This is a genomic window from Herbaspirillum sp. SJZ107 (assembly GCF_006715485.1).
In the GTDB taxonomy this organism is placed as follows: domain Bacteria; phylum Pseudomonadota; class Gammaproteobacteria; order Burkholderiales; family Burkholderiaceae_D; genus Telluria.
On sequence record NZ_VFNH01000005.1, the window covers coordinates 278,473 to 301,890 of the forward strand.

Sequence of the window (23,418 nt, forward strand, 5' to 3'; positions counted from 1 at the left end):
TCGGCGCCGGGACAGTGGATTGCCCCGGGGCCGTCACATGGATGCGGCGTTTCGTCACGCTGCGGCTGCCTGTCCATGCGGGGCGCTGCAGAATCGGCGCACCGCATCCCAAGGAGCCTGCATGCATCGCCTTCTCACCCTGGTTTTACTCCATATCCTGTGCGGCTGCGCCACGGCGGCCGCTGCTCTCCCTTACGCACTCGACGCCACCGAGGTGCGCGACGTCCACGCCCGGGCGCTCGATCGCGATTACCAGCTGTTCGTCGCCCTGCCCGACTCCTACCGCGCCTCCAGCAAGCGTTATCCGGTGCTGTTCGTCACCGACGCCGCTTATGCCTTCCCGGTGGCACGCAGCATCGCCCAGCGCCTGGCCAGGCACGCCGGGCTGGAAGAAGCGATCGTGGTCGGCCTGTCGTACGCCAAAGGCGACAGTCCCGCGTACAGCCGCCGCCGCGACTATACGCCGACGGTGCCGGCAGCCGGCGGCTACACCTCGGACATGGCGGGCCGCGCACCGGCCTTCGGGGAGGCGGACGGCTACGGGCGCTTCATCGCGAACGAAGTCTTCCCGCTGATCGCCACGCTGTACCGCGCCGACATGCAGCGCAAGATCTTCGTCGGTCACTCGTATGGCAGCCTGCTGGGCGTGCACCTGCTGCTGACCCGCCCCGCCACCTTCGAGCACTACATCCTTGGCAGCCCGTCGCTGTGGTTCGACCGCGGCGTGCTGTTCGGCCGCGAGCAGGCCTACGCCAGCGCACACCATGACATGCGGGCCTCGGTGTATTTCGGCATCGGCGGGCGCGAGACGCTCGCGCCAGGCCAGAAACGTTCACGTTCGGAAGAGGATGCGGACATGGTGGCCGACCTGCGCGAATTCGACGCCGCGCTCAGGGCGCACCGTTATCCGGGCCTGGAAACCCGACTCGAGGTATTCGCGGGGGAGGACCATGCGAGCGTATTTCCGTTTCTGTTCACGCATGGCTTGCGGGCGTATCTGAAGAAGGAACGCTAGGTAAAGCGGCGCCGGGAACGCATCGCCTGTTTACTAAAACAACGTAAACTGCGGCGCTTTTCATTCGGTTGCGCAACCTGGATGCCGGAACATGATTACTCTATTCCGAGCGCCATCCTGTCCAGAGCCCATCCACATGAAAAAAATCCTCTCTCCCGTCGCGCACCTGTTTGCGTATGCGCTGCTCCTTTGCATGGTGTCGGCGCCCGCATCGGCAGCGTCCAATCCGGCTGCGCCGATCAACGTCGCGACCTATAACCTGCGCTACAACAATCCGGGCGACGGCCCCAACGCCTGGCCGGCCCGCAAGGACATGGTCAAGGCGCTGGTCCGCTACCACGAGTTCGACATCCTCGGCACCCAGGAAGGCCTGGCCGACCAGATCGCCGACCTGGCGCAGATGGACGAATACGACCACGTCGGCGTCGGCCGCGACGACGGCAAGGACGCCGGCGAGCATTCCGCGATCTTCTTCCGCAAAAGCCGTTTCGCGCTGCTCGGCAAGGGCGATTTCTGGCTCAGCGAAACCCCGGACCGCCCCTCGTTCGGCTGGGACGCCAAGTGCTGCCACCGCATCGCCTCGTGGGCGCGCCTGCGCGACCGCAGCACGGCACGCGTGTTCTACGTGTTCTCGGTCCACTTCGACCATGAAGGCGAACAGGCGCGCCGCCAGTCGGCCGACCTGATGCTGCGCAAGATCGCGGAGATCACGCGCGGCGAACCGGCCATCTGCGTGGGCGACTTCAATTCGACGCCGGACACCGTGCAGATCCAGACCATGTCGACAACCCTGCGCGACGCCGCCCGGGTCAGCAAGACGCCGCCGTACGGCCCGCAAGGCACCTTCAACGGCTTCCACCTGGATGCGCCGATGCGCGATCGTATCGACTACATCTTCGTCGACGGCCGTTTCGACGTCCTCAAATACGCGGTCTTGAGCGATACTTTCGACCGCCGCTATCCGTCCGACCACGATCCGGTCGTGGCGCGCGTGGTCCTCAAGTAAGGCGTGGCACGGCCGGCGTCATGGATTGGCCGGGATCCGGTTGCGCAGGGGCTGTCCGCGTTCGAAATCGGAGATGCTCTCGATCGTCGTGCGCATGATCTGCCCGATCGCCTCGACCGTGAAGAAGGCCTGGTGCCCGGTAACGATCACGTTCGGAAAGGACACCAGGCGCTGGATCACATCGTCGGTGATGATGGTCGACGACAGGTCCTGGAAGAACAGGCTGGCTTCCTGCTCGTAGACGTCGATCGCCAGGCCGCCGAGCTGGCCGGATTTCAGCGCGGCGATGGCGCATTCGGTATCGATCAGGCCACCGCGGCTGGTGTTCACCAGGATGCAGCCGCGTTTGACGCGCGCCAGCGAAGCGGCATCGACGATGTGATGGGTTTCCGGCGTGAGCGGACAATGCAGCGACACCACGTCGCTGCATTGCAGCAGTTCGTCGATGCCGACGTAACGTCCACCGAGCGTCTCGAAGGCCGGGGACGGGAATTTGTCGTACCCGACCACCGTGCAGCCGAAACCGGCCATGATGCGCGCGAAAATGACGCCGATCTTGCCGGTGCCGATCACGCCGACCGTCTTGCCGTGCAGGTCGAACCCCATCAGGCCATCGAGGTCGAAATTGCCGTCGCGCGTGCGGGTGCTCGCGCGCGCGATCTTGCGGTTCACCGCCAGCAGCAGGCCGACCGCGAATTCGGCCACCGAATGCGGCGAGTAATCGGTGACGCGCACGACCGCGATGCCCAGGCGCTCTGCGGCCTGGGCGTCGATATGGTTGTAGCCGGTCGAGCGGGTCGCGACCAGGCGCGTGCCCTGCGCCGCCAATATGCCGAGCACCTCGGCATCGACGTTATCGTTGACGAATACGCAAACCGCCTCGCAACCCTCGGCCAGCGGGGCGGTGGCGGCCGTCAGGCGGTCTTCCAGAAAGCGCAGTGCATGGCCGGCGCCGGCATTGGCTTCGGCCAGCATCGTTTTGTCGTAGCGGCGTGCGCTGAATACGGCGATCTTCATTTCGGCCTCCGGCTTACGTGCGATGGTTTGCACGCATTTTATGCGATCGTTCCGCCCAGCTGCGGCTGCCGGACAAGGCGTGACAAAGCACGTATTTTCAGCTGCCCTGCTCTGGTAGCCTGACGGCTTCCGGATTTCACCCGAAAGGAACACTATGAAGTTTGTCGTCCAGGCCGCACTGGGCCTGTCGCTGGCCTTCGCCGCCCCCGCATTCGCCGCACCCGCCCCCGCTTCCGCCCCTGCCGCACAGGCTGCGGTCTCCGGCCCCGCGCACGTCAAGGCCGTGCAGGACCTGCTCGGCGCGATGCAGGTCGAAAAGGTGCTGAAGGGTGTCGCCGCGCGCAGCCGCTATTCGAACGACGCCCAGCGGCAGGCCGTGTACGCCAAGATCGACAAGACGCCGCCCGCGGAGGTCTACCAGCGCCTGGCGCCGCAAGTGGCCCCCTTCATTTCGGCCGACACCGCGACCGAGATGACGCGCTTCTATAACACGCCCTACGGCAAGCAGGTCATCCACAGGAAGTACAACGGTAGTTCGCAGATCATGATGCCGGGCATGACGGCGGCCGTGCCGCCGGAAGAAAAGAAGGAGCGCAAGCGCGCCGCCTACGTCCAGGCAAGCAAGGAACTGGCGGCTGCGGAGCCGATGATCGACCGCGAAGCGTTCAAGCTGCTGCAGAAGATCGACAAGGAAAAGCGCTGAGACCGAGGTGCGCTTAACCGAACTGGCGGATCTTGGCGACCAGCTTGCTGGTCGAGCGGTCATGCTGGAAGTCGATCGCGACCGCCTTGCCGCCCTGGGCGATGACTTCCTTCCCTTCCGGGATTTCGTTCATCACGTAATCACCGCCCTTGGCGTAGATGTCGGGGCGGGCTTCCTGCACCACTTCGAGGGCGGTGTCTTCGTCGAATTCGACCACCAGGCTGACCGATTCCAGTGCGGCCAGCACCGCCATGCGGTCGAGCATGGTGTTCAGCGGGCGGTCGTCGCCCTTGCCGAGACGCTTGACCGAGGCGTCGGTGTTGACGGCGACCACCAGCGAGGCACCGAGTTCGCGGGCCTGGGCGAGATAGGTGACGTGGCCGCGGTGCAGGATGTCGAAGACGCCGTTGGTGAGGACCACGGGTTTCGGCAGTTGGGCGATGCGGTCCTTGAGGGTGGCGCGGGTGGTGAGTTTTTGTTCGAAGGTGGGCATGGGATTTCGGTTCGCGGAGCGGGTACGTAAGCGTAGCGGTATCTGGCGCTCAGTATGGGTTCCCGCTTTCGCGGGAACGACGTTGAGGGGCCACGCGCCAATATCAACGTGGTGGCGAATTTTAACCCGCCCCCGGCGCCCCCGGCTCCGGTTCTTCCTCGACCAGCATCGACAGCTCGGCCGGCTTCGACGCGGCAGCGCCCTCGCCCGGCGCCTTGCGGTCGCCCGACAGCTTGATCTGCAGGCGCAGGCCGTTGGCGGAGTCGGCATTGCGCAGGGCTTCCTCGTAGCTGATGTAGCCCTTGTTGTACAGCTCGTACAAGGCCTGGTCGAAGGTGCACATGCCGAGTTCGCGCGACTTGGCCATGATTTCCTTGATGCCGTGGAAGTTCCCTTTGAAAATCAGCTCGCTGATGGTCGGGGTGTTCAGCAGGATCTCGATGGCGGCCTTGCGGCCCTTGCCGTCCTCGGTGCGCACCAGGCGCTGCGAGACGATGGCGCGCAGGTTCGACGACAGGTCCATCAGCAACTGGTTCCTTCTCTCTTCCGGGAAGAAGTTGATGATGCGGTCCATGGTCTGGTTGGCATTGTTGGCGTGCAGCGTGCCCAGGCACAGGTGGCCGGTTTCGGCGAAGGCGATCGCGTGTTCCATCGTTTCGGTGTCGCGGATCTCGCCGATCAGGATCACGTCCGGCGCCTGGCGCAGCGTGTTCTTCAGCGCGTTGTGCCAGGAATGGGTGTCGACGCCGACCTCGCGGTGCGTGATCAGGCAGTTCTTGTTCTTGTGGACGTATTCGACCGGGTCCTCGACCGTGATGATGTGTCCGGCCGAGTTGGCGTTGCGGTAGTCGATCATCGCCGCCAGCGTGGTCGACTTGCCGGACCCGGTGCCGCCGACGACCAGCACCAGGCCGCGCTTGGTCATGACGACGTCCTTCAGCACCTCGGGCAGGTCGAGCTTCTCGAAATTCGGGATTTCAGAGGCGATCGTGCGCACCACCATGCCGACGCTTTGCTGCTGCACGTAGACGTTGACGCGAAAACGACAGACGCCCGGCAGCGAAATGGCAAAATTGCATTCCATCTCGGCTTCGAATTCGGCGCGCTGGCGCTCGTTCATCAGCGACAGGGCCAGCGCGCGGGTGACGTCGCCGCTCAGGCGCTGGTTGCTCAGGGGCTTCATCGCACCCTGGTATTTCATGCTGGGTGGGAAATCGGCGGAGATGAACAAATCGGAACCGCCCTGCTGGTGCATGACGGCCAGCAGCTTGTGCATGTAGGCCTGGGCTTCGGCCGGCCCGAAGGTCGAGGACATGAGGATGCCTTTATGGTAACAAATAAATTCCACCCAGCAACATTACTGGCCCGGCCATTATATCGACTGCTTTAACGGTAAAATACCTTGATGTACCTGTAGTGCGGCAAATGTGTCGTCCCCAACACGTTTTTCCGTATTCCGACCCGATACGTCCATGACCCTGACCGAACTGAAATACATCGTTGCCGTTGCCCGTGCCAAGCACTTCGGCCATGCCGCCGAAGCCTGTTTCGTTGCCCAGCCAACCCTGTCCGTCGCCATCAAGAAGCTGGAGGACGAGCTCGGCGTGACGCTGTTCGAGCGCGGCGGATCGGAAGTGTCCGTCACGCCGCTGGGCGCCCAGATCGTGGCCCAGGCCGAGCGCGTGCTCGAACAGACCGCCGCCATCAAGGAGCTGGCCAAGCAGAACAAGGACCCGCTGTCGGGGCCGCTGCGCCTGGGTGTGATCTACACGGTCGGCCCTTACCTGCTGCCGCCGCTGGTCAGGAACCTGATCGACAACGTGCCCCAGATGCCGCTGGTGCTGCAGGAGAACTTCACCGTCAAGCTGCTCGACCTGCTGCGCCAGGGCGAACTGGACGCCGCCATCATGGCGCTGCCGCTGCCGGAACACGGCATGTCGGTGCAGGCGCTGTACGACGAGCCTTTCGTGGTGGCGATGCCGACAGCGCACCCCTGGGCCGGCCGCGCCGAGATCTCGGCCGAAGACCTGAAGAGCGAAACCATGCTGCTGCTGGGCACCGGCCACTGCTTCCGCGACCAGGTGCTGGAAGTCTGCCCCGAGATGGCGCGCTTCTCGTCCAACCCGAACAACGGCATGCAGCGCACCTTCGAGGGTTCGTCGCTGGAGACGATCCGCCACATGGTCGCCAGCGGCATCGGCCTGACCGTGCTGCCGCGCGCCTCGGTGCCGAGCATGAAGGACCCGAACGGACTGCTGACCTTCGTGCCCTTCAAGGAACCGGCGCCATCGCGCCGCGTGGTGATCGTCTGGCGCAAGAGCTTTACGCGCAAGGCGGCGATCGATGCGGTGGTGAATGCGGTGGCCGATTGCGGATTGCCGGGGGTGGAGATGGTCAAGTTGCAGGCTGCGGCTTGATTCGATAGCGCCAGCACGTCGGATACAATTCGGCTTTGCAATTTTTTCACGCCGAATCCGCCCATGAACAAGCTGGCGCTCTACTTCCGCCTGATCCGTGCCGACAAACCGATCGGCATCCTGCTCCTGCTGTGGCCCACCCTGTGGGCCTTGTGGATGGCGTCCGGCGGCCATCCCGATCCGATGATCGTCGCGATCTTCGTGCTCGGCACCGCCCTCATGCGCTCCGCCGGCTGCGCCATCAACGACTATGCCGACCGCGACTTCGACCGCCACGTCAAGCGCACCGTCGACCGTCCGCTGACCAGCGGCCGCATCAAGGGCTGGGAAGCCGTCATGGTCGCGGCGGTGCTGGCGCTGGTGTCCTTCCTGCTGATCCTGCCGCTGAATGCGCTGACCAAGCAGCTGTCCGTGGTGGCGGTGATCGTGGCCGGCAGCTACCCCTATTTCAAGCGCTTCTTCGCGATTCCCCAGGCCTACCTCGGCATCGCTTTCGGCTTCGGCATCCCGATGGCCTTCGCCGCCGTGCAGAACACGGTGCCGGCGGTCGCCTGGTGGCTGCTGGTGGCGAACATCTTCTGGGCCGTGGCCTACGACACCGAATACGCGATGGTCGACCGCGACGACGACATCAAGATCGGCATGCGCACCTCGGCCATCACCTTCGGCAAATACGATGTGTTCGCCGTCATGCTGTGCTACACGGTGGCGCTCGGCATCGACCTGGTGTGCGGCTGGATGCTCGGGCTGCGTGGGTGGTTCGTGGCCGGCGTCGTCGTCGCGGCCGGCATGGCGGTCTACCACTACACGCTGATCCGCGGCCGCGACCGCATGCGCTGTTTTGCCGCCTTCCGCCATAACAACTGGCTGGGGGCCGCACTGTTCGTTGGCGTCGCACTGGATTATGCTTTACGATAACATTGTCCGAAACACAAACAATGAAGAGGCTCCCACCATGATCGAAAAAATCCCGACCCAATCCGGCACCCGCGACCAACTGCTGTCCGACCTGAAATCCTTTGTCCAGGACGCCGAAGCCTGGCTGCGCAACAGCGGCCAGCTGACCGGCGACGAACTGAAGGCGGCCAAGGCCAAGTTCGAGCGTACCGTCGTCAAGGCCAAGGATGACATCATTCGCCTCGAAGAAGCCGCCGTCGAAAAAGCCAAGGTCGCCTACAAGGCCACCGACGAGTACGTGCACGAAAACCCGTGGAAAGCCGTCGGTGTCGGCGTCGCCGTCGGCGCCGTGATCGGCCTGCTGCTCGGCCGTAAGTAATGGGCATCCTGGCGGCTGCGGGCCGCATCGCCGCGAACGTGGTTGCCATGATCGGCACCCGGCTCGAGCTGGCCGCCGTCGAATTCCAGGAAGACGCGCGCCGCCTGCTTGGCTACCTCGCGTGGACGCTGCTGGCGGTCTTCCTCGCGGGCGGTGCCTTCCTGCTGGTGGCGCTGTTCGTGATCGTGCTGTTCTGGGACGACTACCGTCTGCAGGCGATCGGCGGCATGGCGATCCTGTTCGCGGCCGTGGCGGGCCTGATCGTGATGAAGGTGAAGTCCGGGCTGAACAGCCAGGCCACGCCGTTCTCGACCACGCTGGCCGAACTGCGCAACGACGTCGCCTACATCCGCGGCCACGCCGCCGCCGTGCAATCCGCGCCCGAGGAGGCCACCCATGGCTGATGCAAGCACCAAGCCCAAGCTGGCCGAACGCCGCCGCCAGCTGGTCGAACGCTGCGCCGAGCAGCGTACCGGCCTCGCCTTCGAACTGCAGGCGCTGCGCCCCTCCGCCATCATCGACAACCCGGTGGCCGGCTACGTCGCCAACCATCGCAAGCTGGTGCTGGGCGGCCTGGCCGCCGTGATCGGCCTGGCCTTCACCCGCAAGAAGCGCCTGGGCGGGATCGTCGCCTCGGCGATGTCGGCCTGGCGCGTGGCCCAGGCCGCGCTGGCCACGCTGGCGCATTACCGCCGCTGATTCTCTTCCCTTAGCGTTTCGTCCCGGGCCGCCGCGCTGGTATCGCTCAGCGCGGCAAGCGCCATCGGGACCGCCGACAAGCCCAGGATGAGGCCGCGCTGCCCGCGCGACAGTCCCGGCACCAGGCAGGCCGCGGCGGCGATGAACACGCCGTGCACCACGGCCATGCGGTTATGTTCGCGAAAATCCATCCATCCAAACGCCACCGGCGGCGGGTAGTCCGTCGTGAACTGGGCGCTGCCCTCGGCGATTGCCGCGGCGCCGATCACTGCCGCGGCGCGCGGATTTTTCCTGCGCATCCAGAGTGCCAGCGTGACCATGCCCGGCAGGGCCAGCTGGTCGAAGCGCCGGTGCGCGCGCGGCGAAATCGGCTTGGGAAGATGGGTTGTCATGGGAACAGCCTAGGACAAAAGGCCCGCCGCCGTCGCACGGCTATGAATTAACAATAAAATCAGGCACATCCGTCGAACCAGCGTACATCCAACTCTGCCGTATTCAATCTTCAATGAAGTTTGAAACCGCTTCGTGAGCTGTGTGGCTACGTTGCGTACCCGCTCTGGCCGAACTCGTTTACGTGTACGCTGAGGCAAATCGCAAGCGTACGCGACTACTGTACATTTATACAGTATCATAGCTCCTGTTCGGTTATTGAAGAGAAGCAGCATGACGCAACAGCGCGCAGCCAGAACTGATTACACCGCTGTTCCATTCGATTTTCCATACGAGGCCGGTGGGTCGCACTGGAATCGCTGCATGACCTGGAATATATGCGAGGAACTTGCACTCCACCTCGCAAGCGAGTGTGCCCAAGTCCAACTGGAGTCGGACCGGTCTGTCAGGCCGATCGACATCCTGTTGAAATCATATCGTCTGGTCGAGGCGCTTGGATGGGGCGAACCACCATTATTACGGTGGGTAATCCAGCGCGTCGCGGCCTTGTTGAACTGGCCGACGCCAGACATTGCCCGACAACCATGAGCAGTGCACCAACTTGGTAACAAGTTTTATTCAAAGGAGATTAACGATGAACTTCGAACTGAATTTTCTGGAACACGACGTCTCGATTGCCGAGGACACCTGGACCGCTTTAGTCACGACTGGGAGCGATACGTCGCTTGCGAATGTCCGGGCTACCATCCTGGGCGTTCTGGAGCGGAACGGTACGTTTACCATCGAGGACAGCAATGACCAGGCCGTGCGCCGCATCGAGACGGCTGCTGAATTTGAAGGATTCATGCAGGAAGTCGAGATGCAGCGCACGCAGTTTCAACAGGATCAGGCTCAATAAGATCCAGTTTGGATATGGTGGTTTGCCCGCTTCGTCTACGATTTCTTCATCTATCGCATTTTGGCTAGTGCATGGGCGACGACCGCCATTCCATACGCTGCAAACAGCGCAAGCGAGGCAAGCATCAGATGGAATACCAAGTCGGACCGGGGATTCTGTTTAATCTGACTTGCCGCCACTTCAGGACCATAGTGGATATGCGCCTGCGGACAATCGAGATCCCAGACCTGGATTCTCCTTCCAAACGCGCTAAGTACCGACCTTATCTTGGCGGTGGCCATGCAGCCTTTGAGCTGTTGCCTGGCATCGTCCGTAATCTGCGGCATATTCAGGCCGCCTTTGGGATTGCCGCCCAGAAGGTCCGGAAACGACAACCACGCGGTTTCGCCGTCGCCAAATCGGACTTTGAAATTTGGCGTTCGACTGGATATTTCCGTGATGCTGAAAGTGGCGGTTTTCAGATCGTCCGGCTGCCGCGTAGTCGAATAGTTGAACACGACAACTGAATCGAAACAGGAACCCACAGACATCCAAAGCAACAGGGCCGACAAAAACCAGCAAATGCGCGCAAGCGGCGGCGACAATGGCAAATACTGATCGCCTTGGGTTTTCAAATTTGTTGTTGGCATGGTGGTCGACCCATTGAATGCGCAGCCGATACCGGACGGTCGGTATGGGCTGGTGTGCCGGCTTATCGACCCAATTCGTCGCCCAGCTCGCGTCCGCGCGCCTGCGCCGCCTTCATCGCCTCGATGATCGCCTGTTTCACACCGGCCGCCTCCATGCTGGTGATGGCGGCATGCGTGGTGCCGCCCTTCGAAGTCACGCGCTGGCGCAGCACGGCGAGTTCTTCGTCCGACTGCGCCGCCAGCCGGGCCGCGCCCATGAAGGTGGCCAGCGCCAGCTGCTTGCCTTCTTCCGGCGCCAGGCCCATCTCGGTGGCGGCCTGCTGCATCGCTTCCAGGAAGTAGAACACGTAGGCCGGACCGCTGCCCGACACCGCCGTCACCGCGTCGATCTGGCTTTCGTCTTCCAGCCACAGCGTGTCGCCGACCGCGCGCATGACCTCGTCGGCGAGTTCCTTCTGCTCCGCGTTCACGTCCGCCATCGCCACCATGCCGGTGACACCCTTCTTGATCAGCGCCGGCGTGTTCGGCATCGCGCGCACGATGGCGCCATAGCCGTCCAGCCAGCGCGACAGGTCCGCGCTGCGGATGCCGGCCGCGATCGACAGCAGCAGCGGCTGCCCGGCCAGATGCGGTAGCAAGCTGGCTGCCACTTCGCGCATCTGCTGCGGCTTCACGGCCAGCACGATGACGCTGCTGGCAGCGACCGCGTCGCCGATGGCGGGCGCCGTGTCCACGCCGTACTGGGTGTGCAGCTTGTTCAGGGCCTCCGGGTTCGGATCGACGACGTGGATGTCGCCGGGTTGCGGCACCTTGCCGACCAGGCCGGCGATGAGCGCGGTGGCCATGTTGCCGCCGCCGATGAAACTGATCTTCATGAGATGTCCTGTCTGTTTATTCGTAAGTGCGCGAACCGAAGATCGCGCTGCCGACGCGCACGATGGTCGAGCCTTCCAGCACCGCCGCGCGCAGGTCGCCCGACATGCCCATCGACAGTGTGTCGATGAAGATGCCGGCGTCGATGACCTGCTGGGCCAGCGCGCGCAGCTGCGCAAATGGGGCGCGCTGCAATTCCGGGTCGTCTTCCGGCTCGGGAATCGCCATCAGGCCGCGCAGGCGCAGGTTGGGCAGCTGGGAAACCTCGCGCGCCAGCGCCAGCAGTTCGGATGGATGGGCGCCGCTCTTGGTCGCTTCGCCGCTGATGTTCACCTGCAGGCAGATGTTCAGCAGGCCACGCTCGGCCGGCCGCTGCTCGGACAGGCGCTGGGCGATCTTCAGGCGCTCGACCGTGTGCACCCAGTCGAAATGGGTCGCGATCGGGCGCGTTTTGTTGGACTGGATCGGCCCGATGAAATGCCATTCCAGGGGCGTATCCGGTCGCGCTTTTGCGACAGCGGCGATTTTATCGACGCCTTCCTGCAAATAATTTTCGCCGAAGGCACGCTGGCCGGCATCGACCGCTTCCAGCACCGCTTCAGGGGGAAACGTCTTGGAAACGGCCAGCAGCTGGACGGTGGAACGGGGCCGCGCGGCGGCCTGGCAGGCAGTCTGGATTGTCGCTTCGACAGCTTGCAAGTTCCCGGCGATTGTGGACATAATGGTTTTCTATAGGAAATATTTTTCTACGCCGCAACAACCCGGAATGGGTCTTTCGCAGCACAGGGATTATAAATGGACATCTCGGAATTACTCGCCTTCTCGGTAAAGAACAAAGCCTCGGACTTGCACCTGTCGGCCGGCCTGCCGCCGATGATCCGCGTGCACGGCGACGTGCGCCGCATCAACCTGCCGCCGCTCGAGCACAAGGACGTGCACGGCATGATCTATGACATCATGAACGACGGCCAGCGCAAGCAGTACGAGGAAGTGCTGGAGTGCGACTTCTCGTTCGCGATCCCGGGCCTGGCGCGTTTCCGCGTCAACGCCTTCAACCAGGAACGCGGCGCCTCGGCCGTGATGCGGACGATTCCCTCCAAGATCCTGACGCTGGAAGAGCTGAACGCGCCGAAGATCTTTGCCGAACTGGCGATGAAGCCGCGCGGCCTGGTGCTGGTGACGGGGCCGACCGGCTCCGGCAAGTCGACCACGCTGGCGGCGATGGTGAATCACCTCAACGAAAACGAGTACGGCCACATCCTGACGATCGAAGACCCGATCGAGTTCGTGCACGATTCCAAGAAGTGCCTGATCAACCAGCGCGAAGTCGGCCCGCACACCCTCTCCTTCAACAACGCGCTGCGTTCGGCGCTGCGCGAAGACCCGGACGCGATCCTGGTCGGCGAATTGCGCGACCTCGAGACCATCCGCCTGGCGCTGTCGGCCGCCGAGACCGGCCACCTGGTGTTCGGCACCCTGCACACCTCGTCGGCCGCCAAGACCATCGACCGTATCGTCGACGTGTTCCCGGCCGAAGAAAAGGAGATGGTGCGCGCGATGCTGTCGGAATCGCTGCAGGCCGTGATCTCGCAGACCCTGCTGAAGACCAAGGACGGCAGCGGGCGCGTGGCCGCCCACGAGATCATGATCGGCACCCCGGCGATCCGCAACCTGATCCGCGAAGCCAAGATCGCGCAGATGTATTCGGCGATCCAGACCGGCTCCAGCGTCGGCATGCAGACCCTGGACCAGAACCTGACCGACCTGGTGCGCCGTAACGTGATCTCGTCCGCGGCCGCGCGCTCGGCCGCAAAGATCCCCGAAAACTTCCCAGGTTAATCGAGGAATACGATGGAACGCGACCAGGCCTCCAAATTCATGTTCGACCTGCTGCGCCTGATGGTCAGCAAGGGCGGCTCCGACTTGTTCATTACCTCGGGCTTCCCGCCGGCGATCAAGATCGACGGCAAGATGACGCCGGTGTCGAGCCAGGCGCTCAGCGGCGGCCACACGGCCGACCTGGCGCGCGCCATCATGAACGACAAGCAGGCTGCCGGGTTCGAGCTCTCGAAAGAAGCCAACTTCGCGATCAGCCCGGGCGACCTCGGACGCTTCCGCGTCTCGGCCTTCATGCAGATGGGCTGCGTCGGCATGGTGCTGCGCGTGATCACGACCACCATCCCGAAGTTCGAAGACCTGCAGCTGCCCGAGGTGCTGAAGGACGTGATCATGACCAAGCGCGGCCTGGTGATCATGGTCGGCGCCACCGGCTCCGGCAAATCGACCTCGCTGGCGGCGATGGTCGGCTACCGCAACGAGAACAGCTACGGCCACATCATCACGATCGAAGACCCGGTCGAATTCGTCCACCCGCACAAGAACTGCGTGATAACGCAGCGCGAAGTCGGCGTCGACACCGACAGCTTCGAAGCCGCGCTGAAGAACTCCCTGCGCCAGGCGCCGGACGTGATCCAGATCGGCGAGATCCGCGACCGCGAAACGATGGAACACGCGATCGCCTTTGCCGAAACCGGCCACCTGTGCCTGGCCACGCTACACGCCAACAGCAGCAACCAGGCGCTCGACCGCATCATCAACTTCTTCCCCGAGGAACGCCGCCAGCAGTTATTGATGGACCTGTCGCTGAACCTGAAGGGCCTGATTTCGCAGCGCCTGGTCCCGAAGAAGGAAACCAAGGGCCGCGTGGTGGCAATGGAAATCCTGCTCAACTCCCCGCTCATCTCCGACCTGATCTTCAAGGGCGACGTCCACGAGATCAAGGAGATCATGAAGAAGTCGCGCGAGCTGGGCATGCAGACCTTCGATCAGGCGCTGTTCGACCTGTACGAGCTTGACAAGATTTCGTATGAAGATGCGCTGCGCAATGCGGATTCGGTGAACGATCTGCGCCTGAACATCAAGCTCAACAGCAAGCACGCGAAAAACCGCGATTTCTCGGCCGGGACCGAGAGCCTGGGCCTCGTCTGAGGCAAACGCTGCGCGACGGTGGGCAGGCATCCCGCCCTGCTTTGCCGTACACTCTTGCATTCGTATTAATACAGGATGCAGGAGACACCCATGAACGTTTACGACTTCCAGGCCACCGCCCTCGACGGCAAGCCGGTCGACCTCGCGCAATACCGCGGCAAGGTGCTGCTCATCGTGAACACCGCCAGCAAATGCGGCTTCACGCCGCAGTACCAGGGACTGGAAACCCTGTACCGCGAACTGCATGCACGCGGCCACGGCTTCGCCGTGCTGGGCTTTCCCTGCGACCAGTTCGGCCACCAGGAACCGGGCACGGAAGCGGAGATCGGCGCCTTCTGCGAACAGAACTACGGCGTCACCTTCCCGATGTTCGCCAAGGTCGAAGTCAACGGCGACAATGCGCATCCGCTGTGGAAGCATTTGAAGGGCGAGGCGCCCGGCGTGCTGGGGACCGAAGCGATCAAGTGGAACTTCACCAAGTTCCTGGTCGGCCCCGACGGCAAGGTGGTGCACCGCTACGCACCCCAGACCAAGCCCGAGGACATCGCCGACGAGATCGAGCAGGTATTACAGCAATAAGCGGTAGCGCCTAGCGCAGGAACGGCCCCGCCTTGGCTTGCAGCAGCCGCACCAGCTCCGGCTGCATGTAATCGTAATCGTCCGGAATATCCAGGCAGATCACGCGCTTGCCGTTCAGGTGGTGCCTGAACTTTTTCGACAGCAGGTTGCGGTGCCGCTTTTCCATCACGAAGATCATCGTCGCCCAGGCGATCTGCTCGGGCGACAGCGGCACGTCGGCATCGTTGCCCAGGCCGGCGGAGTCGGTCTCGACGTCCGGCCAGGTCGAGAACACCTGCTCCGCGGTCGGGCTGCGCAGGCGGTTCTGGGTGCAGATGAAGAGTACGCGTTTCATGGAAGTCGTCCTTGCAGGTTCAGCGTTGCTCGAACCAGCGCATGATGCCATCGTATTCCTTCTGCACGTCCGGGAACGGCTGTCCCTGCGCCTGCAGGCTGTGGTTGGCGCCCGGCACGCGGCGGAAAGTCACGTCCCTGCCCTGCGCGCGCAACTGGGCGTACATCGCTTCGGTCGACAGGATCGGCACGCTGTCGTCCTGCATCCCGCTGGCGAGGTAGATGCGGGCCTTGGCGTGCGACAGGTTGTCGCTCGAGGACTGGGCGAAGAAGCTGCTCCAGCGCAGGTAGGTGTGGCCCCAGGCGAATTTGGCGGTGCTGGCCGGATCGGCCTTGATGTCGCTGACGGTGGCATCGAGTTCCTGCAGGCGGCGCAGCTTTTCCGCGTCGGCGGCGTCCGCGCGGTAGATATTGACAGCGAAGTCGAACATCTGCGTCGGCCCGCTGCCGCCCACCAGGGCCACGTCGGTCACCTCGGGCAGCGCGCGTGCCAGGCCGGCCGCCATGGTCGCGCCTTCGGAGATGCCGATCACGAGCACGCGCCGGGCATCGACATACGGCAGCGTCGCCGCATGGTGCACCGCCTGCACCAGCGTGGCAAGCCAGCGGTCGTACGAAAAGTGATCGTTGAAGGCCTTGGGGCAGTCCAGCGCGCCGCCCTGCTGCCCTTGGAGCGGCGCTTCCGGCTGATACGGCTTGTCGACCGCCATCACCGCGTAGCGCCCCTGCTGCGCCAGCGGGACCCAGGAAAAGATGGTCGATGCACGGTTGGGCGTGCCGAGACCGATGAAAGGCGGGATGCAGCCCGATCCCTGGACATACAGCACCAGCGGCGCGCGCTGCGCCGGGCGCGAAATGACGTAGCGGATGTCGGGCGCGCCGTCGCGCTGCAGGGTGAAGCGCGCGCCCTGGGTCTTGCCGAAGTCGATGGCCTCTTCGCGCGCTGCCGGGGCGGCGCAGGCGCCGCCGCAGACCACGGCCAGGACCAGGGCGGCGATGCCTGTCATCGTACGGCGCTGCGTGGTGCTTGGCATGCTTGCTTTCGTGTTCGTGGAAGCCTTCGATAGTGCCATGGAATGGTGCTATCGAAGCTATCGAAAACTCACTGCTCTCAACACAGCTTACTTCTGCGGCGAGAACCGGATCGCCTGTCCGCCACCCGGCGCCAGCCTGACCTGCAGCGCATCCTTGGCCGTCACGGTCTTCTTCTCGATGACGAGGTCGAAGCGGTGCGCGTTGCGGTAGTCGGCCGCATCGCCGTCGCGGTAGATCTCGGCGACGTACTGCTTGCCCGGATCCAGGAACGCCAGCGGCACCGAGACGGTGCGCGCCTGGCCGTCGGTCACCGCTCCCAGGTACCAGTCGTCCGACTTGCGGTCCTTGCGCGCGATGGTCACGTACTCGCCCACCGCGCCGTTCAGCACACGCGTGTCGGCCCAGTCGGTCGGCACGTCGCGGATGAACTTGAAGGCGGCCGGGTACTTGGCGTAGTTTTCCGGGATGTCGGCCGCCATCGCGATCGGCGAATAGATCACGACGAAGTTGGCCAGCTGCTTGGCCTGGGTCGAGTTGAACACCTTGTTGTCGGCGCCGACCAGGCTCAGGACGCCCGGCGTGTAATCCATCGGGCCGCTCAGCATGCGCGTGAACACCAGCTTGACTTCGTGGTCGACCGGGTTCACCGGGTTGCCCCAGGCGTTGTACTCGACGCCGCGCGCGCCTTCGCGCGACAGCCAGTTCGGGTAGGTGCGGCGCAGGCCGGTGTCCTTGACCGGCTCGTGGGTGTCGACGGCGATCCTGTAGCGCGCGGCTTCCGTCACGGCTTTCACGAAGTGGCGCACGCCTTCCTGGGAATCGTAGTTCCCGTAGTGGATGCCGCCGCCCGCACTCGGGAACTGCATGGTGCCCGCTTCGTGCACGTAGCCCGACTTGACGCTGTCCACGCCCAGCTGCGCATACAGCTTGTACGCCGCATCCATCTGCTTTTCGTAGGCCGCGACGTTGCCGCCGGTCTCGTGGTGGCCGATCAGGCGCACGCCCTTCTGCTGGGCGTATTTCGACAGGGCCGGCAGGTCGAAGTCGGGGTAAGCCTGGGTGAAGCTGAAGTCGGCGCCGCCATGGCCCCAGTCGCTTTCCCAGCCCTTGTTCCAGCCTTCGACCAGCACGCCGCGGAAGCCGTTCTGGGCGGCGAAATCGATGTAGCGCTCCGTATTCGCGGTGGTCGCCCCATGCTTCGGTCCCGCGTTCCAGGTGGTCTGCTGCAGGTGCATGCCCCACCACACGCCGACGAACTTGGACGGCTTCACCCACGACACGTCGCCCAGCTTGTTCGGCTCGTTCAGGTTCAGTTCCAGGTCCGACATGTACAGGCCGGCCGCATCGTCGGCGATGCGCATCGTGCGCCACGGGGTCGTGAACGGGCCCTTGCGCACCACGCTCGGGCCGGTGGCCGACGGCGCCAGCTGGGCGCGCAGCTTCTGGCCTTCGACCTTGCGGATCCACATCGAGGCGTAATCGACCAGCGCGGCTTCGTGAAAGGCGATGTGGGTGCCGTCCTCCAGGCGCACGGTCAGCGGGCTGTTGGCGGTGCCGATCTCCTTCAGGGGCGCCTTTTGCACCAGCTCTTCCAGGCCGGGCAGCTCGCCGGCCGGGATCCACCAGGCGGTGGCCGGCTGGGCCACCGCGAATTCGGTCAGCTCGTCGGTGATGGCGACGTCGCGGCCATCCGGTTGCGCCGGGAATTCGTAGCGGAAGCCGACGCCGTCGTCGTAGATGCGGAAGACGATGCTCAAGCCGCGCTTGAGGCGCTTGCTCTGCTCGGCCGTGTCCTGCGCAACCTCGACGCGCAGTTCGCGGTAATGGTTGCGCACATAGCGGCGCTCGCCCCATGGCTGCTCCCAGGTGTCGTCATGGTCGCTGACGCCCTTGTTCACCAGCTTGAAATTGCCGTCCAGCTTGGGGGCGTTGGCCAGGTTGAAACCCAGGCGCGACAGGCCGATGACCTCCTTGCCCTTGCGTTTGACGTCATACGCCAGCTTGCCCATCGGGTCGATCTGCACCTCGACGCTCAGCACATTGCCGGGCGAGGCGGCCGTTGCCACGATTTGCTGGGCCCAGGCGGGCATGGCGATGTAACTTGAAAACATTGCCGCAGCGGCAATCAGGCGTAAACGCATCGGTGTCCCCTATAGCGCCGGAAGTCATGGCAATCCAGCATGATGAAAGAGATGTAATATTACTACAGCTGAGTGTGCTGCCGATGCGTAATCCGATGAAAAATCAGCCGACGTTCAAGCCCATCGCGCGTACCAGTTCGGCCGCCTGGCGCGGCGAGATTGTGGCTCCCGCAAACAGCTTGGCGTTCGACAGTTTCAGGCCACCGAGATCGGCTTCGCGCAGGTCGGCCTGCTCGAAGCGCGCGTCCTTGATGTGGGCGTCGCGCAGGCTGCCGCCTTCGAACACGGCGTCGCGGAAGTCGCAGCCGGCCAGGTCGGCCTCCGAAAAATCCAGGCCGTTCAGCCTGGCCTTGCGGAAGGACATGCGGCGCAGGTCGGCGCCGACCAGCAGGCAATCCTCGAAGCTCAGGCCGAGCTGGCCGACTTCCTCGAAGCGGGCACCGGTCAGCTTGCAGCCGCGGAAGGTGGCGGACGCCAGCTTGGTGCGGCGCCAGCTCGCATTGTTCAGGTCGCAGCCTTCGAAGCGCGCGTCGACCAGGTCGCTCGACTCGAAATCGGCATGGCCGCCGCGGCAGCGCTGCCAGCGCGTGCGCGCCAGGTTGGCGGCATAAAAGGACGCCCCGGCCACTGCGCAATGCTGGAACACGCACTCCTGCAGGTTCAGGCGCGACAGGTCGGCGCCTTCCAGGTCGCAGGCGTCGAACACCAATAAGGCGTCATCCGCCAGCAGCTGTTCGATGCGGTCGCGGGTAATGGTGTCGTTCGAGAGGGTGACGGTCGGGCGGGGCATGGTACGGAATGGCTGAAATCGGAAGGCCACAGCATACACGGCCAGTGCGAAAGGAATGCGCCAATCGTCCGGACTTTCAGGCAAGTCCGCCCCTGCCCCGCTCCCTAGAATGTGCTTCATCCGCTGCCCGACCGGGCGGCTTACCCAAGGAGAAGCACATGAGTCAAGTCTGGTTCATCACCGGCGCCGGCCGCGGTATCGGCGCCCACACCGTCAAGGCGGCGCTGCAGGCCGGCCACCGCGTCGTCGCCACTGCGCGCAGCCTCGAACAGCTGCGCAGCGCCCACGCCGACGCGCCGCAGGAGCGCCTGGCGCTGGCCGCGCTGGACCTCACCAATCCGGCCCAGATCGACGCCGCGGTGGGGGTCGCGCTCGAGCGTTTCGGCCGCATCGACGTGCTGGTCAACAATGCCGGCTACGGCCTGCTCGGGAACTTCGAGGAAGTGCAGGAAGAGGCGATCGAACGCCAGTTCGCCACCAACGTGTTCGGCCTGATGCACGTGATGCGCGCCGTGCTGCCGGTGATGCGGCGCCAGCGCAGCGGCCGCGTGTTCAACCTGTCGTCGATCGGCGGCCTGATCGGCTTCCAGGGCGCGTCGGTGTACTGCGCCAGCAAGTTCGCGGTGGAGGGCCTGTCGGCATCGATCGCGATGGAGGTCGAGCGCTTCGGCATCACGGTCACCGTGGTCGAGCCGGGCTTCTTCCGCACCGACTTCCTCGAGCCGACCTCGGTCAGCTATGCCGCCGCGACCATCGGCGACTATGCGGACGGCGACGCCAAGGATATCTACGGGGCCTACAATGGCCGCCAGCTGGGCGATCCGGCCCGCCTGGGGACCGTGCTGGTGGAACTGGCCGCGATGCCGTCGCCGCCGAAGCAGTTCCTGGCCGGCAGCGACGCCGTCGGCATGGCCACCGGGTCGCTGCAGGGCCGCCTGGACGAGATCCGCGCCTTCGAGGCGCTGTCCAAATCGACCGACCACGCGGCCTGAGTAGGCAAGTGATGAAAGAGGCGTTATGCTGGCTTACATGAACAAGCTCGCCGATGCGATCCCCGCCTCTGGTCCGCCAGCCAGCCCATCTCTTTCCCGGCTGGCGGACCTGCTGCGTGCCCACGCGCCGGTCGACGGCAGCGTCGAGCAGTGCGTGCCCGGCGTCCATGCGATCCGCGCATCGCGTCCCAACGCGGACCTGGTGCACGGCGTGCAGGGCTCGTCCGTGTGCATCGTCGCCCAGGGCGCCAAGACCGTGCTGCTGGGCGGCGAAGCGTATACCTACGACGCGGCGCGCATGCTGGTGTTCTCGGTCGACCTGCCGGTCGCGGCCCAGGTGCTGCAGGCGACGCCCGCCCGCCCCTACCTGTGCTTCCGGCTCGATCTCGATGCGCAGCGCATCGCCGCGCTGACGCTGAAGGTGTATCCGGACGGGCCGCCGCGCGAGCGCGAAGGCCGCGCGCTGTACCTGGCCCAGGCCGGCGATGCGATCGTCGACGCCGCCGCGCGGCTGATGGCGCTGATGGACGACCCGCCAGAGGCTGCCCTGCTGGCGCCGCTGGTGACCGACGAACTGCTGATCCGCCTGCTGCGCAGTCCGATCGGCGGGCGCCTGGCCCAGATCGGGCAGGCCGACTCCGGCACCCACCGCATCGGCCGCGCGGTGGCCTGGCTGCGCGACCATTACGACCAGCCGGTCAGCATCGACGACCTGGCCGGCATGGTGCACATGAGCGCGTCGACGCTGCACCAGCATTTCAAGTCGGTGACCTCGATGAGTCCCTTGCAGTACCAGAAGATCCTGCGCCTGCACGAAGCGCGCCGGCTGATGTCGACGGGGATGGGCGCGAGCGCCGCGGGCGGGCGCGTCGGTTACGTGAGCGCGTCGCAATTCAGCCGCGAGTACGCGCGCCTGTTCGGCAATGCGCCGAGCCGGGACCGGCCGCGCCAGCAGAACGCCGTCTAGCGGGTTTCGATGACGGCGGAAGCGTGGGTGACGCAGCCGCGGTGCACGTTTTCCAGGAAGCGGATCGCCTCGCCCAGGCGGCAGGTGGGCGGCAGCATGCGGCCCAGCGATTCGTCCTCGACCAGCTGGTCGATGCCGTAGGCGACCGCGCGCGAGACGTCGCGCCCGCGCCGGCCGTCGCTGTTGTACAGGGCATCGTAGACGCCGACCTTTTCCCACAGCGGGACGTAGCCGGGACTGATCGAATCCTGGAACGCGACCGATGGCGCCGCATCCTCATCCTGGGAAATCAGCCGAAACACGAAACTCACGGGAAACTCCAACCAACATGAATAGGGGCGCCGATGCTACCACGGCGCCGCACTTCACGTGGTCCGCGTGAAGCCGTCCGCACTCCATGCCTCGCTCCCCACCCCGTGATGCACGAAGAACAAGCCGGCCGGATCGACTGCCTGTTTCACCCTGGCCAGCCGCGCATAGTTGGCGCCCCAGTAGGCATCCTGCCAGCGCTGCTGGAAATAATCGCTTTCCGATACATAAGCCCCGGCATCCGGCGCCGCCTTCAGCAGCGCATCCATCGCGTTGCGGATGCCGGCCGCGCGCTTGCGCGCCCGCGCCGGATCGGCCTTGGCGCCCGGCATGCCGGGAAACGCCGGCTCGCCGCCGCCGGCGATGATGGCCAGCGCGAATGCGTCGAGCACGGCCGGGTTCATCGCGGTGTCGCGCGTGGCGTCCAGCGCATCCCTGGGGGCGCCGGCAATGCCCTTGTTGAAGTGCAGCTCGACCCACCACTGGTCGGCCGCGGCGCACAGTGCATCGACCAGCCTGGCCCTGCTCTCCTTGCCGAGCAGCCCGGCCGGCAGCCAGGCCGACTGGTAGCCGTGGATGAACCAGCCGGCCTGGCCGCGGTCGCCGCTCCAGACGAAATGGTCTTGCGAGGCTTGCGGGCGGTCGTCCATGGTGACGATCCCGGGCGCATATTTCTGGAACAGCTGGGGATCCCAGAAGCGGCGCGCCGGGATCGCGATGACGCGCGGCGCTTCCGAGAAGCTGTACTCCTTGCGCTCCCTCACCCAGGCGAAGAACGGCGCCCACACGGCCTCGGCCTGCGCCTGGGTCAAGTCCTGGAACACCATCGACAGTTTCAGGCGCCGGCCGTCGCGCAGCGAAACCTGTTCGCCCCAGTGTTCGTTGAACAGGCCGTCACCGTAAAAATCGACGAAGCGGGCCACCAGCGCGCGCCAGGCTCCATCGTTGGCGGCAGTGATCTCGCCGGACACGGCGCCGAAGAATGCGGGCAGCGCGTGGGTGCGCAGCGTCAGCCGGGTGACCACGCCGAAGCTGCCGCCACCGCCGCCCTTCAGTGCCCAGAACAGGTCCGGGTTGGTGCAGGCATTGGCGATGCGGACGGCGCCGTCGGCGGTGACGACTTCGGCTTCGATCAGGCTGGCCGCGGCGGTGCCGAAGCGCTTGGAAAAGTTGCCGAAGCCGCCGCCCTGCACCAGCCCGGCCACGCCGACGGTGGTGCAGCCGCCGCCCTGCACGTAGCGGCCGCCGCGCGTGGTGACTTCGGCATAGGCGTCGGCCCACATCGCGCCGGCGCCGACGCTCACCGCCGGCTGGGCGCTGCCCGGCGCGCAGCCCTGGGCGACGAAGGCGTCGTGCATCTGCACCCGGTTCATGGCGCGGGTCCAGACCAGCAGCGAATCGGGCGCGTTGGACGCGCCCATGTAGCTGTGGCCGCCGCCCTTGACCACCAGCCGCAGGTGATGGCGGCGCGCGAAGTTCACCGCCGCCGCGACGTCGCCGGCATCGCGCGCCGCCACCGCGTAGACGCTGGCCTGCGAGGTCCAGGCATCCTGCCAGCCGCTGGTCTGGGTCAGTGCCGGATGGTCGCCGATGAAGTACGGGTTCTTGATGCCTTCCAGCGCCTCGGCGCGCACGGCATCGGCCTGGCCGCGGGCAAAGGGCGAGGCCGGCGCCAGCAGGCGGTCGCCGACTTGCGCGCGCAGGGTCTGCCACTGGCTGGGGCCCGGCCACTGCGGCGTGCCGGGCCGTGCCCGGCTGAAGCCTGCTTGCGCTTCCCGTGCCGCCACCGGGCGCGGCAGGGCCTGCAGCACGCCGGCAGACAGTGAAGCCTTCAACAGATCACGTCGTTTCATCGCATCCTCGTCGTT

Annotated in this window: 27 protein-coding genes; 14 read left to right on the top strand and 13 right to left on the bottom strand. The window is 65.0% G+C overall.

The features are described 5' to 3' along the window. The first annotated feature begins 121 nt into the window (after nucleotides 1-121). Both FBX97_RS26965 and FBX97_RS26970 read left to right on the top strand, forming a co-directional pair. The gene (locus FBX97_RS26965; protein WP_141838595.1) at nucleotides 122-1,015 is read left to right on the top strand and encodes an alpha/beta hydrolase; all 894 of its coding nucleotides are present in this window, start codon (nucleotides 122-124) and stop codon (nucleotides 1,013-1,015) included. Between the two features lie 136 nt (nucleotides 1,016-1,151). Further along, nucleotides 1,152-2,021 carry an endonuclease/exonuclease/phosphatase family protein gene (locus tag FBX97_RS26970; RefSeq protein WP_141838598.1) on the top strand — a complete coding sequence of 290 codons (870 nt, stop codon included), beginning with the start codon at nucleotides 1,152-1,154 and terminating at the stop codon, nucleotides 2,019-2,021. Nucleotides 2,022-2,039: 18 nt separating this feature from the next. Here FBX97_RS26970 and FBX97_RS26975 read toward each other — a convergent pair whose 3' ends face one another. Beyond that, nucleotides 2,040-3,038 (bottom strand): 2-hydroxyacid dehydrogenase, encoded by a 999-nt coding sequence (locus tag FBX97_RS26975; protein WP_141838601.1) that lies wholly within the window; start codon nucleotides 3,036-3,038, stop codon nucleotides 2,040-2,042. Nucleotides 3,039-3,192: 154 nt separating this feature from the next. Between FBX97_RS26975 and FBX97_RS26980 the strand changes: the two genes are divergently transcribed. Next, nucleotides 3,193-3,741, top strand: a complete 549-nt coding sequence (locus FBX97_RS26980) for a hypothetical protein (protein ID WP_141838603.1) — start codon at nucleotides 3,193-3,195, stop codon at nucleotides 3,739-3,741. Between the two features lie 13 nt (nucleotides 3,742-3,754). On the opposite strand, the gene rfaE2 is transcribed toward FBX97_RS26980, so the two are convergent. Beyond that, entirely contained in the window at nucleotides 3,755-4,234 is a 480-nt protein-coding gene (rfaE2, locus tag FBX97_RS26985; protein WP_141838605.1) for a D-glycero-beta-D-manno-heptose 1-phosphate adenylyltransferase, read from the bottom strand. A gap of 121 nt (nucleotides 4,235-4,355) precedes the next feature. Beyond that, nucleotides 4,356-5,549 (bottom strand): PilT/PilU family type 4a pilus ATPase, encoded by a 1,194-nt coding sequence (locus FBX97_RS26990; protein ID WP_141838608.1) that lies wholly within the window; start codon nucleotides 5,547-5,549, stop codon nucleotides 4,356-4,358. Nucleotides 5,550-5,706: 157 nt separating this feature from the next. Here FBX97_RS26990 and FBX97_RS26995 point away from each other — a divergent pair, with 157 nt between their 5' ends. The 5 genes from FBX97_RS26995 to FBX97_RS27015 all read left to right on the top strand — a co-directional run bounded on the left by FBX97_RS26995 (nucleotide 5,707) and on the right by FBX97_RS27015 (nucleotide 8,626). Next, nucleotides 5,707-6,651, top strand: coding sequence for a hydrogen peroxide-inducible genes activator (locus tag FBX97_RS26995; protein WP_141838610.1), 945 nt, complete (start codon nucleotides 5,707-5,709; stop codon nucleotides 6,649-6,651). A gap of 63 nt (nucleotides 6,652-6,714) precedes the next feature. Beyond that, nucleotides 6,715-7,569: a 4-hydroxybenzoate octaprenyltransferase gene (ubiA, locus tag FBX97_RS27000; protein WP_141838613.1), complete on the top strand. Its 855-nt coding sequence runs from the start codon at nucleotides 6,715-6,717 to the stop codon at nucleotides 7,567-7,569. Between the two features lie 37 nt (nucleotides 7,570-7,606). Then, on the top strand, nucleotides 7,607-7,927 hold the full coding sequence (locus FBX97_RS27005) for a YqjD family protein (protein ID WP_141838615.1): 321 nt from the start codon (nucleotides 7,607-7,609) through the stop codon (nucleotides 7,925-7,927). Further along, a complete protein-coding gene (locus tag FBX97_RS27010) occupies nucleotides 7,927-8,331 on the top strand; it encodes a phage holin family protein (RefSeq protein WP_141838618.1) in 405 nt (134 codons plus the stop codon). Before FBX97_RS27005 ends, FBX97_RS27010 begins: the two co-directional genes overlap by 1 nt. Beyond that, complete coding sequence (locus tag FBX97_RS27015) at nucleotides 8,324-8,626, top strand: hypothetical protein (RefSeq protein WP_141838621.1); 303 nt, start codon at nucleotides 8,324-8,326, stop codon at nucleotides 8,624-8,626. The genes FBX97_RS27010 and FBX97_RS27015 overlap by 8 nt, the downstream gene beginning before the upstream one ends. Here FBX97_RS27015 and FBX97_RS27020 read toward each other — a convergent pair. Then, the gene (locus tag FBX97_RS27020) at nucleotides 8,614-9,018 is read right to left on the bottom strand and encodes a hypothetical protein (protein WP_141838623.1); all 405 of its coding nucleotides are present in this window, start codon (nucleotides 9,016-9,018) and stop codon (nucleotides 8,614-8,616) included. The genes FBX97_RS27015 and FBX97_RS27020 overlap by 13 nt on opposite strands. Nucleotides 9,019-9,650: 632 nt before the next feature. Here FBX97_RS27020 and FBX97_RS27025 point away from each other — a divergent pair. Next, nucleotides 9,651-9,914 (top strand): hypothetical protein, encoded by a 264-nt coding sequence (locus tag FBX97_RS27025; RefSeq protein WP_141838625.1) that lies wholly within the window; start codon nucleotides 9,651-9,653, stop codon nucleotides 9,912-9,914. Nucleotides 9,915-9,964: 50 nt separating this feature from the next. Here the strand turns inward: FBX97_RS27025 and FBX97_RS27030 are convergent, their stop codons facing one another. From FBX97_RS27030 to FBX97_RS27040, 3 genes are all read right to left on the bottom strand, one after another. Beyond that, nucleotides 9,965-10,543 (bottom strand): hypothetical protein, encoded by a 579-nt coding sequence (locus FBX97_RS27030; RefSeq protein WP_141838627.1) that lies wholly within the window; start codon nucleotides 10,541-10,543, stop codon nucleotides 9,965-9,967. Nucleotides 10,544-10,605: 62 nt separating this feature from the next. Continuing rightward, nucleotides 10,606-11,418: a pyrroline-5-carboxylate reductase gene (gene proC, locus FBX97_RS27035; RefSeq protein WP_141838629.1), complete on the bottom strand. Its 813-nt coding sequence runs from the start codon at nucleotides 11,416-11,418 to the stop codon at nucleotides 10,606-10,608. A 16-nt stretch (nucleotides 11,419-11,434) separates the two neighbouring features. Further along, nucleotides 11,435-12,136 (bottom strand): YggS family pyridoxal phosphate-dependent enzyme, encoded by a 702-nt coding sequence (locus FBX97_RS27040; RefSeq protein WP_141838631.1) that lies wholly within the window; start codon nucleotides 12,134-12,136, stop codon nucleotides 11,435-11,437. A 75-nt stretch (nucleotides 12,137-12,211) separates the two neighbouring features. Between FBX97_RS27040 and FBX97_RS27045 the strand changes: the two genes are divergently transcribed. The 3 genes from FBX97_RS27045 to FBX97_RS27055 all read left to right on the top strand — a co-directional run bounded on the left by FBX97_RS27045 (nucleotide 12,212) and on the right by FBX97_RS27055 (nucleotide 14,983). Beyond that, complete coding sequence (locus FBX97_RS27045; protein WP_141838633.1) at nucleotides 12,212-13,255, top strand: type IV pilus twitching motility protein PilT; 1,044 nt, start codon at nucleotides 12,212-12,214, stop codon at nucleotides 13,253-13,255. 12 nt (nucleotides 13,256-13,267) lie between these two features. After that, the gene (locus FBX97_RS27050; RefSeq protein WP_141838635.1) at nucleotides 13,268-14,404 is read left to right on the top strand and encodes a PilT/PilU family type 4a pilus ATPase; all 1,137 of its coding nucleotides are present in this window, start codon (nucleotides 13,268-13,270) and stop codon (nucleotides 14,402-14,404) included. 90 nt (nucleotides 14,405-14,494) lie between these two features. Continuing rightward, the gene (locus FBX97_RS27055) at nucleotides 14,495-14,983 is read left to right on the top strand and encodes a glutathione peroxidase (RefSeq protein ID WP_141838637.1); all 489 of its coding nucleotides are present in this window, start codon (nucleotides 14,495-14,497) and stop codon (nucleotides 14,981-14,983) included. Nucleotides 14,984-14,993: 10 nt separating this feature from the next. Here FBX97_RS27055 and FBX97_RS27060 read toward each other — a convergent pair whose 3' ends face one another. From FBX97_RS27060 to FBX97_RS27075, 4 genes are all read right to left on the bottom strand, one after another. Beyond that, nucleotides 14,994-15,317, bottom strand: a complete 324-nt coding sequence (locus tag FBX97_RS27060) for a low molecular weight protein tyrosine phosphatase family protein (RefSeq protein WP_141838638.1) — start codon at nucleotides 15,315-15,317, stop codon at nucleotides 14,994-14,996. 19 nt (nucleotides 15,318-15,336) lie between these two features. Beyond that, entirely contained in the window at nucleotides 15,337-16,350 is a 1,014-nt protein-coding gene (locus tag FBX97_RS27065) for a S9 family peptidase (protein WP_255517656.1), read from the bottom strand. Between the two features lie 87 nt (nucleotides 16,351-16,437). After that, nucleotides 16,438-18,462 (bottom strand): glycoside hydrolase family 97 protein, encoded by a 2,025-nt coding sequence (locus tag FBX97_RS27070; protein ID WP_255517657.1) that lies wholly within the window; start codon nucleotides 18,460-18,462, stop codon nucleotides 16,438-16,440. A gap of 133 nt (nucleotides 18,463-18,595) precedes the next feature. Beyond that, complete coding sequence (locus FBX97_RS27075; RefSeq protein WP_141838642.1) at nucleotides 18,596-19,282, bottom strand: pentapeptide repeat-containing protein; 687 nt, start codon at nucleotides 19,280-19,282, stop codon at nucleotides 18,596-18,598. A gap of 158 nt (nucleotides 19,283-19,440) precedes the next feature. Between FBX97_RS27075 and FBX97_RS27080 the strand changes: the two genes are divergently transcribed. Continuing rightward, the gene (locus tag FBX97_RS27080; protein WP_141838644.1) at nucleotides 19,441-20,274 is read left to right on the top strand and encodes an SDR family NAD(P)-dependent oxidoreductase; all 834 of its coding nucleotides are present in this window, start codon (nucleotides 19,441-19,443) and stop codon (nucleotides 20,272-20,274) included. Nucleotides 20,275-20,311: 37 nt separating this feature from the next. Further along, nucleotides 20,312-21,241: an AraC family transcriptional regulator gene (locus tag FBX97_RS27085; protein WP_141838646.1), complete on the top strand. Its 930-nt coding sequence runs from the start codon at nucleotides 20,312-20,314 to the stop codon at nucleotides 21,239-21,241. Here FBX97_RS27085 and FBX97_RS27090 read toward each other — a convergent pair. Continuing rightward, nucleotides 21,238-21,552 (bottom strand): hypothetical protein, encoded by a 315-nt coding sequence (locus FBX97_RS27090; RefSeq protein WP_141838649.1) that lies wholly within the window; start codon nucleotides 21,550-21,552, stop codon nucleotides 21,238-21,240. The genes FBX97_RS27085 and FBX97_RS27090 overlap by 4 nt on opposite strands. 54 nt (nucleotides 21,553-21,606) lie before the next feature. Beyond that, nucleotides 21,607-23,403: an FAD-binding oxidoreductase gene (locus FBX97_RS27095; protein ID WP_141838651.1), complete on the bottom strand. Its 1,797-nt coding sequence runs from the start codon at nucleotides 23,401-23,403 to the stop codon at nucleotides 21,607-21,609. Between the last annotated feature and the right edge of the window lie 15 nt (nucleotides 23,404-23,418).